This is a genomic window from Agriterribacter sp. (genome assembly GCF_035497235.1).
Classification (GTDB): domain Bacteria; phylum Bacteroidota; class Bacteroidia; order Chitinophagales; family Chitinophagaceae; genus Agriterribacter.
Genome location: NZ_DATJEB010000050.1, coordinates 55,706 through 64,830, shown reverse-complemented (window position 1 = coordinate 64,830; position 9,125 = coordinate 55,706). Strand labels below are relative to the sequence as shown.

General features: G+C 44.5%; 6 protein-coding genes. 5 read left to right on the top strand and 1 reads right to left on the bottom strand.

The window, feature by feature from the left end; translation table 11 throughout:
- The first annotated feature begins 597 nt into the window (after nt 1-597).
- From VL121_RS17195 to VL121_RS17175, 5 genes are all read left to right on the top strand, one after another.
- Entirely contained in the window at nt 598-978 is a 381-nt protein-coding gene (locus VL121_RS17195) for a hypothetical protein (RefSeq protein WP_325407638.1), read from the top strand.
- A 246-nt stretch (nt 979-1,224) separates the two neighbouring features.
- Nucleotides 1,225-1,605 (top strand): hypothetical protein, encoded by a 381-nt coding sequence (locus tag VL121_RS17190; RefSeq protein ID WP_325407636.1) that lies wholly within the window; start codon nt 1,225-1,227, stop codon nt 1,603-1,605.
- Between the two features lie 43 nt (nt 1,606-1,648).
- Nucleotides 1,649-5,998, top strand: a complete 4,350-nt coding sequence (locus VL121_RS17185; RefSeq protein WP_325407634.1) for a CusA/CzcA family heavy metal efflux RND transporter — start codon at nt 1,649-1,651, stop codon at nt 5,996-5,998.
- A gap of 5 nt (nt 5,999-6,003) precedes the next feature.
- Nucleotides 6,004-7,134, top strand: a complete 1,131-nt coding sequence (locus VL121_RS17180) for an efflux RND transporter periplasmic adaptor subunit (protein ID WP_325407632.1) — start codon at nt 6,004-6,006, stop codon at nt 7,132-7,134.
- Nucleotides 7,135-7,212: 78 nt separating this feature from the next.
- Entirely contained in the window at nt 7,213-7,746 is a 534-nt protein-coding gene (locus VL121_RS17175) for a Uma2 family endonuclease (RefSeq protein WP_325407630.1), read from the top strand.
- 56 nt (nt 7,747-7,802) lie between these two features.
- Here VL121_RS17175 and VL121_RS17170 read toward each other — a convergent pair whose 3' ends face one another.
- A complete protein-coding gene (locus VL121_RS17170; protein ID WP_325407628.1) occupies nt 7,803-9,125 on the bottom strand; it encodes a TolC family protein in 1,323 nt (440 codons plus the stop codon).

The window sequence follows — 9,125 nt, the reverse complement described above, 5'->3', positions numbered from 1 at the left end:
CGATAGCCTGCTGCGGCGGTTCAACATTCTTTGCTGTATTTGAATAATTGTGCCTGTTACCCAATATAAACCGCCTATTTTCACAGCACGGAAAAGCCCGCCTGTTTACCATTAAATGCGGGCTTTCTCCGAAAAATATGGGTAACAAATATACTTTAAAAGTATTACAATAGCCCGCAAGGGCTTTTTATGGATGCATTCCAAATTGTCGCCGGCTGGTGTCTTCACCGCCCACATGAAGCAAAGCAATGCGACAATTTGGAATGTACCCCTTTTTATCTCTACCCGCCAATCCCACACGAATTAGTCCGAAGAATATTTTTTAGTACCGCTCTGAAACCCCTGATGGATAAGGATAGTATTTACTCGCTGAATCGCTGCCCATTATTCTTTATTACTCTTATCCTGTGTCTTCTTTGTAATGCAATCCTGCTCCAAGAAAGGCGATCCCGGCCTGGACGGAGCACCGGGTGCAGACGGGGCGCCCGGGAATTCAGTTAATGTATCTGATAGCTTCAAACTGGTAAATGCAGATTACGCAAATGGCTATTGGAGCGTAGAAACAGGAGGCGGTCGGCTCTGGGAATTTCAGCTAAAGTGGCCACAGTCAATATCCCCAAAATCACTCAAAAGATTTTTAACTCCGAAACCGTATTGGTATATTTAAAAGTACCTGACGGGCTCGCTTCTACTTCCACCCAGTATACCCTGTTACCCTTCTCTATCGGTTCTTTTTCTACAGGTTATTTAACCAATATAAAATTTGCTTATGAAACCGGAAAATTAAGAATCTATTATTACTTTCAAAGAACCGATGCGGCAGGAGCAGTGCCGCCAGGCATTTTTGACACTACTGTTCCCGAATATTCGTTCCGCTATGTCATTCTCCCCGGTGCGGAAGGCCAACGTTTGGCAGCACCTCCTGTAGATTATTCCGACTATGAAGCTGTGGTAAAATATTATCATCTTGACAGGTAGTGTTAAGTTAAGCCTAAACTATCAAAGATATTGTCACGAATACACAAATACACATTCGTGGTATAAAATACCTCATTTCAAGGTAAACATGGCAGTAGCTGCTTTACATTTATAAAAAAACTGTTACACGGATGATGGCATTTGCCTCTCTGCAATTTTCAGCATTGTCAACAATCATAAGAGATAATGTTGAAAATCATGGAATGAGCTACCGGAAATATTAAACCGGTTTCGTAACTTGCTGCCGTGAAACGGTTTACCGGCATATTGCTGCTCTCTTTACATATCCTGGCATTTACAGAATGCCACCAGTTGCTGCGTATCCCTTATTTAATGCAGCATTTTGAGCAGCACTGTTCGGGAGATCCCGGCATGAGCTTTAGTGTATTTATTAAAATACATTACCTGGGCCCCGTTATAGTTACTGATGACTTTAAGCAGGATCAGCAATTGCCTTTCCGCAGTATGGATTGCCACATGCTGAATACTACGGTTTGCATATACGAACCGGTTACATTTGAAATTGATCCGCCTGTTGAAGTACCGGCTGTATTTTATTGTTATAATGAAACGAATAAGCCCCAGTTTTCTTCATTTGATATTTTTCAGCCGCCGCGCCAGGTCTGAGTAATACAGACTAACTATTTATTTACAGGCCAAATTATTTTACATGTTAAATGCTATTATTCGCTTTTCCGTAAGGAACAAGCTGATCGTAGGTTTATTTACCCTGGCGCTCATAGTGTGGGGTACTATAGACCTGAGAAATTTACCTATTGACGCCCTGCCGGACATTACCAGCAACCAGGTGCAGATCATTACCGTATCGCCTTCTTTAGCTGCACCGGAGGTAGAAAGACTGATTACTTTTCCGCTGGAGCAGGCTAATGCCAATATTCCCGGCATAAAAGAAATGCGTTCCATTTCAAGGTTTGGTTTGTCGGTGGTTACTGTGGTGTTCAGCGATGAAACGGATTTGTACTGGGCCCGCCAGCAGGTAGGCGAAAGACTGAACCTGGTGCGGGAGCAAATACCATCCAGCGCAGGCAACCCCGAACTGGCGCCGGCCACCACAGGTATTGGCGAAATTTATCAATATGTACTGCGGCCCAAAAAAGGCTATGAAGGGAAGTACAACCTGGCTGAGCTGCGCTCCATTCAGGACTGGATAGTAAGAAAGCAATTGCTGGGAACACCCGGCGTGGCCGATGTAAGCAGCTTTGGCGGTTATTTGAAGCAATATGAAATAGCCGTGCAGCCCGATCACCTGAAGAGCATGAATATTACTATTGCCGATGTATTTACCGCGTTGGAAAAGAACAACCAGAACTCCGGCGGCGCTTATATAGAAAAAGGCCCGGCAGCATTGTTTATTCGTACAGAAGGATTGGCAACCACTACCGGGGAACTGGAAAAAATATTTGTAAAGCATACCACATCGGGCATCCCCGTGTATATGAAGGATGTGGCGGAAGTGCGTATTGGACATGCCATACGGTACGGCGCCATGACCTATAAAGACGAAGGAGAAGTAGCCGGAGCTGTGGTACTGATGTTGAAGGGCGCCAATGCATCGCAGGTAATAAAAGATGTAAAAATAAGAATAGAACAAATCCGGAAAACCTTGCCGGAAGATATTATACTGGAATCTTTTTACGACCGTACCAAAATGGTGGATAATGCCATTGGTACGGTAAAAACCAACCTGTTTGAGGGTGCCCTGATCGTTATTTTTGTGCTGGTTTTGTTTTTGGGCAATTTCAGGGCAGGCTTGATTGTGGCATCGGTTATTCCGTTGTCTATGCTCTTTGCCGTTATTTTAATGAACCTCTTTGGCGTATCGGGCAACCTTATGAGCCTTGGCGCACTGGATTTTGGGTTAATTGTAGATGGGGCGGTTATTATTGTGGAAGCGGTATTGCACCGGCTTTCGCAGAGTAAACAATTTACCCGCATTACCCAATCGCAGTTGAATGATGAAGTGGAGTCTTCCGCAGGAAAGATGATGAACGCCGCGGTGTTTGGGCAAATCATTATCCTTATTGTGTATTTACCTATTCTTTCACTTACAGGCATTGAAGGAAAGATGTTCCGTCCCATGGCACAAACGGTTTCTTTTGCATTGATCGGCGCCTTTTTACTTTCGCTTACCTATGTACCCATGATGTCATCGCTGTTTTTAAGCAAAAAATTGAAGCATAAAGATACCTGGGCCGATAAGATGATGAAAGTGTTGCAGGGCTGGTACCAGCCTTTATTGAAAAAAGCGCTGGTTTTTCCGAAAGTGGTGGTGGGTTTTGCCATCGTATTATTTGTTATAGCAGCTTTTATCATGAGCCGGCTGGGGGGCGAATTTATTCCCAAGCTGGAAGAAGGCGATTTTGCCGTAGACGCCCGCCTGCTTGCTGGCAGTTCATTAACCGAAACCATTAAGCAAACACAGAAGGCCGCAGCTATTTTACAAAACCGTTTCCCGGAAGTAGAAAAGATTGTAACGCGTATTGGTTCCAGTGAAATACCTACCGACCCCATGCCGCTGGAAATGACGGATATTATAATCACGTTAAAAGCCAAAAAAGAATGGACCTCCGCTACATCCTTTGATGAACTGGCGAATAAAATGAGCAAGGCGCTGGAAGAAATACCGGGCATGACCAACGGTTTTCAATATCCCGTGCAGATGCGTTTTAATGAACTGATATCGGGCGCCAGGCAGGACATTGTATGTAAAATTTTTGGCGAGGATTTAGACAGCCTTTCGGCCTATGCCAATCAAATGGGAAATATGGTGTCTACTGTAGAAGGAGCCAAAGATATTTATATAGAGACCGTAACGGGTTTGCCCCAGATTGTAATAAAATATAACCGGGCGTCAATGGCACATTACCAATTGAATGTGGCAGATGTAAACCAGGTAATACGTACTGCTTTTGCCGGTGAAACAGCGGGAATAATTTATGAAGGTGAACGGCGCTACGACCTTGTGGTGCGATTGCAGGATGAAGAACGTAATGATGTTTCCGATGTTCAGCAATTGCTGATCCCCACCCCTGGCGGACTGCAGGTGCCGCTGTACCAGGTGGCTACGGTTGAAATAAAAGAAGGGCCTAACCAGATACAGCGTGAAAACGCGCAACGGAGAATTATTGTTGGCTTTAATGTAAGAGGAAGGGATGTGGAATCGGTAGTAAATGAGCTGAGTAAAAAAGTGGACCAGCAAATAAAATTCCCGGCCGGTTATTTTGTAAAATACGGAGGACAATTTGAAAACCTGGTGGAAGCCACGCAGCGCTTATCTATTGCCGTGCCTGTGGCCTTACTGCTGATACTGGCGCTCTTGTATTTCGCTTTTGGATCCCTGAAGTATGGCCTGCTTATTTTTTCCGCCATTCCTTTATCGGCTATTGGCGGTATCCTGGCCTTATGGGCCAGGGATATGCCTTTCAGCATTTCAGCGGGAGTAGGCTTTATTGCTTTGTTTGGCGTGGCGGTATTAAATGGCATTGTGCTGATAGCAGAATTTAACCGGTTAAAGCAAACAGGACTACAGGACATTCAACAAATTATTATGGAAGGAACACAAATAAGGCTGCGCCCCGTACTAATGACGGCCAGCGTGGCCTCACTGGGTTTTATGCCAATGGCTTTAAGCCATGGAGCCGGCGCTGAAGTGCAGCGGCCGTTGGCCACCGTTGTAATTGGCGGGCTGGTTACCGCTACCCTGCTTACCTTAGTTGTGCTGCCGGTTTTATACCGCTGGTTTGAAAAAGGAGGAATGAAAAAAAGGAACGTCAAGCCCGCAGCAACTGTTATATTGTTTTTGCTGCTATGTGGTTCTGCACAAGGTCAGCAAAGGGTAGCGCTAAATGAAATGCTGAAAATGGGAAGTGAGCAAAACCTGAATTTGCAATCGGTGAAAAAAGAAACGGGTTACTGGAAACAATTACAATCCGGCGTTTTTGACCCCGGCAAAACCCAGTTGGGAGGTGAATATGGCGGCATTAACGGCATACAGAATGATACCCGCTTTTTTGTAAGCCAGGGCTTTAACCTGCCGGTAGTATACCGCCGGCAGCAGCAATTGTATAAAAGCCGGCAAACCGCGCAGGAGCAATTGGCTAACTGGAAACAGGCGGAACTGCAACGGGAGATTAAACTGGTGTTTTATGCGCTGGTTGACGGACAGGAAAGAAAGCAGTTATTACAGCGCTTAGATTCGGTATACAGCCGCTTTCAGCAATCGGCAGACCTGCGCCTGAAGGCAGGGGAAAGCAATGTACTGGAAAAAACCACGGCAGACGCACAGTTGCAGCAGTTGCAATTACAGCAAAGACAGTTAAACACCGACATACTGATATTGCAGCAACAACTGCAATGGCTGCTCCATACCGATGCGCTTTTGCTTCCGGCGTATACCTCCTTAAAAATGGAAAGCATTATTTTGGCAGACAGTACCAGCGTTACCGCTCACCCGCAAATGCAGTATAGCCAATTGCAGGAACAAATAGCAACGGCACAAACCGGTGTTGAAAAAGCAAAGCTGTCGCCCGATTTTGCTGTTGGCTACAGCAACCAGTCCATTATCGGCTACCATAGCGCCGATGGCATTAATCAAAAATATTACAGCGGCAGTAACCGTTTTCATATTGCCAGCCTTACCGTGGGTATTCCTTTATTTAACGGCGCTGCAAAAGCGAGGATTAAGGCAGGCAGGATACAGGAAGAAGTGGCAGGCATTAATACAAAGGCTACGGAACAATTAATAAAGCATAACCTGCAGCAGCTTACAACGGCATACCAAAAAGAGCAGAACAACCTGCAGTATTATGAAAACACCGGGTTGCAGCAGGCTGAGCTGATTATACAAACCGCAAAGCTGAGCTTTGAAAACGGGGAGATCAGCTATTTAGAATGGACAACACTGATGAACAACGCGGTATCCATTCGGTTAAACTATATGGACGCGGTGCATCAGTACAATCAAACAATCATTGAATTAGAATACTTAACCGGAAAATAAAACTTATGCGTTATTTATATATCATTTCATTGCTGGCACTGATGACAGCCTGCGCTTCAAAAAAGCAAACAGAAGAAAAGCTGCATGCGGTACCGGAAAATACCGTAACCCTTACCGCCGAACAAATTAAAAACGCGGGTATTGAAACGGGCATTATACAAAAAAAATCGCTGAACAGCGAGCTTAAAGTACATGGACTGGTAGATGTGCCGCCGCAAAATATTGTTTCCATCAGCTTTCCGTTAGGCGGTTATCTCAAAAACACGAAGCTGCTGCCTGGTATGCACGTAAACAAGGGAGAAGTAATTGCTATTATGGAAGACCAGGCCCTGATACAATTGCAGCAGGATTACCTGGTAGCGCAGGCAAAATTGCAGTATACGGAAAAGGATTTTGAACGGCAAAAAATGCTGAATGAAAACAAGGTGAATGCCGATAAGGTGTACCAGCAGGCGCAGGCGGAGTTTGCATCACAAAAAGTGCTGGTAAAAGGATACAGTGAAAAACTGAAGCTGATTGGCATTACCCCGGACAAACTTACCGAAAGCACCATTTCCAGGAGCGTTCCCCTCTATTCACCCATTAAAGGATTTGTATCAAAAGTGAATGTGAATATCGGGAAATACGTGAATCCATCGGAAGTATTATTTGAACTGATCAACCCGGATGATATACACGCCGTGCTTACCGTATTTGAAAAAGACCTCAGTAAAGTAAATCCTAAACAAAAAGTAATGGTCACTTTTGTGGATGACCCGTCTACGGAATATGAGTGCGAAGTATTACTGGTAACTAAAAACGTTGATGACAACCGCAGCGCGCTTGTACATTGCCATTTTGAAGAACAACCCAAACAATTATTGCCCGGTATGTTTTTGAATGCCCGTATTAAAGTGAGCAACGCGGAAGTAACCGCTGTACCCGAAGCTGCCGTGGTGCGGTATGGCAATGATGAGTTTGTGCTGGAAGACAGGGGGAGCAGCAGTTTCCATCTTTTACCCGTTCTAACAGGAATGAAAGAAGACGGGATGGTGGAAGTTACCGGCAAAACAGGCGATTTAACGGGCAAAACAGTAATCATTAAAAACGCTTATGCGGTATTGTCGCAGATGAAGAATGCGGGAGAAGAGGAATGAGCAGCAAACCTGGGAATGCAGCGCCAGCAAGCCTAATAGGTTTGATGTAAATAATGTATCTTTAACCTCATCCTTATTATGAGCTCTTCCGTAAAAATATTACCGCATTATACCTATGCCGATTATGTGCAGTGGGAAGGTCAGTGGGAATTGATTGACGGCATACCCTATGCCATGAGCCCGTCTCCTGTGCCCAAACACCAGCGCATTGCAGGAAATTTACTTAGCGAGTTTAGAATGCAGCTCAAAAACTGCAAAAAATGCGCCGTATATCAACCCGTAGATTACCACGTAGCCGATGACACCATTTTACAGCCGGATATGCTGATCATCTGCGGCGCAGTCACTAAAAAGTATTTAGACTTTCCGCCTGCCCTGGTGGCTGAAATCCTTTCTCCCGCCACGGCGTTAAAAGACCGGCATACCAAATACGGCATTTATGAATCGCAGGGTATACCCTACTTTATGATCATAGCGCCCGATACCGAAGAAGTAGAAATTTATACCTTACAGAATGGCGCATATACACTTTCTGCTAAAGGAAGAGATATTAAGCACAGCTTTGATTTCGAAGATTGTAAGACGGAAATTGATTGTAAAGAAATATGGTGAAACCTGTTAGATTTGCAGGGCGGAAAGGCAGCGCGGCGAATCTAACAGGTCTCAAATTATCTTATCAGCTCCCCTTTCAACCGCAACAATTCCGTTTCAGAAAGCTTGGTGTTATACCTTGCGGCAATCAGGCGGTCGTAAGCATCTTCTAAGCTTTTTTGCGCTTCTCTCAATTCTAAAAAAGTAGATACGCCCTGGCGAAAACGTTCCAGTGCGATCATCACGTTTTCCTTCGCGAGCTCAATATTTTCTTCTTCCAGCCTCAATGCATTGATCTGGTATTGATAACTGTTAAATGCCACTTTAATCCAAACATTTACCAGGCTCATTTGTTTGGATACTGCAATATCCTGGTATTCCACATCTAACTGCGCCTGCCGTATATTCCTGTTAACGCTTAAATTATTGAGTATAGGGATGGTAGCAGTAAAGCCAAAATTGTATCCTTTATTACGGCTGTATGTAGAAGAAAAGGGATTAATATTATTCTGGTTCTGATTACGGGTAAAGTTATACGCAGATACAAAGGAAACAGTAGGCCAGCGCGAAGCTTTAGCTTCTTTCAATGAAATTTTTGCAATATCCGCACCTTTTAATGCCTGTAAAATAGTCGGGTTAGAAGTTTCGATCTGGTTTTGAATATCAGATATGTTCATGTCCAGTTCCAGCGGAATGGAATCAGCCACTTCATATACTGCCGGCAGTTGCATGCCGGTAAGCTGGTTGAGCTGGTCTCTTAACTGAATCATGGTCGTTTGCTGCTCCAGGTGAGCGGCTTTCTGTGCATTCAGATCTACCTTGGCCTGCAGCAGTTCAGGCTTTGTGCCCAGCCCCACTGATAATTTCCTGTCGGCCAATTTCACCCTTTCTTCGTTGATTGACATTTGTTCTTCAATGGCTTTCAGCAATTGCTTTTGCCGCACAATCAGGTAATAATTATTGATGATCTCCGCTGTAGTATTCACCACCTGGTTTTTAAGGTTAATGCTCCCCAGGCTATACAATTCCTCCACCTTCCGTTTGGTAGCAAACATTTTTAAACCATCGAATAAGGTCCAGTTTAAATTCAGGGCGGCATTAATATTGTCCGTTTTAATACCGGAGCCTTCCACGTCATCGCGGGTATCATATTTTTGCTTTTGGGCAGAAGTACTCCACAGCGTACCGGCGGTTGCATTCAGGTTGGGCAAAAACGCACCGTAAATATAACGCTGATCAGTAGCTGCCGCAACGGAGTCGTTGCTGAGCAGTAATATATCATAATTCTTGTTCAACCCGGCAGCTATGGCTTCCTGCAGTGTAATCATTTGCTGCCCCTTTACCGTAATATGTAAACTGCATGCTATTGTAACAATGCTGATGATTTTTTTCCACTCCAT

Coding starts and splice junctions, on each gene's coding strand:
- VL121_RS17170 (WP_325407628.1), bottom strand. CDS start 9,125: ATGGAGTGGAAAAAAATCATCAGCATTGTTACAATAGCATGCAGTTTA.
- VL121_RS17180 (WP_325407632.1), top strand. CDS start 6,004: ATGCGTTATTTATATATCATTTCATTGCTGGCACTGATGACAGCCTGC.
- VL121_RS17185 (WP_325407634.1), top strand. CDS start 1,649: ATGTTAAATGCTATTATTCGCTTTTCCGTAAGGAACAAGCTGATCGTA.
- VL121_RS17175 (WP_325407630.1), top strand. CDS start 7,213: ATGAGCTCTTCCGTAAAAATATTACCGCATTATACCTATGCCGATTAT.